The sequence below is a fragment of the Elizabethkingia argenteiflava genome (assembly GCF_009904105.1).
Classification (GTDB): Bacteria; Bacteroidota; Bacteroidia; order Flavobacteriales; family Weeksellaceae; genus Elizabethkingia; species Elizabethkingia argenteiflava.
The window spans coordinates 1-412 of the sequence record NZ_JAAABJ010000499.1; the positions used below are offsets into that span (position 1 = coordinate 1).

The window sequence follows — 412 nt, forward strand, 5'->3', positions numbered from 1 at the left end:
GAAAATACTTTATATATATCTTTTAATGTCCTAGTAAATGGGATTGAACGGAAGCCTGAATGATGAAGAGAACTTCCATAGATCTTTCAATCACATGATTATAATATTATTCCAAAAGAAAAAAAAAACTTTTGGAGTTCATTGAAATTAGAAAGAAGCATTTGACTATACGATTTTAAATTTTAGTTGTTTTAAGGATTGATTTTATCTTTTCTTTTTTCCATGGGTGTAAACCTTGGTGATGGTATCAGTTCGGTGGCTGGCTGCTATTTGAGCGAGATTGATATCCTCGTCGCTGGCTTGGTCTAGTTTGTCTAAAAATAAATGCTTCAAAGAGTAAAAATCTTCTGTAACTTTTATTATTTTGCCGTCCTTGTCTTTTATTTTGTTAGAACTCTTAATTAATCTGTGC

The 412-nt window shown here is 31.1% G+C and carries 1 pseudogene; it reads right to left on the minus strand.

Annotated elements, in window-relative coordinates:
* Window positions 1-204: 204 nt before the first annotated feature.
* A pseudogene (locus GNY06_RS06590) lies at window positions 205-412 on the minus strand (hypothetical protein); the annotation flags it as partial.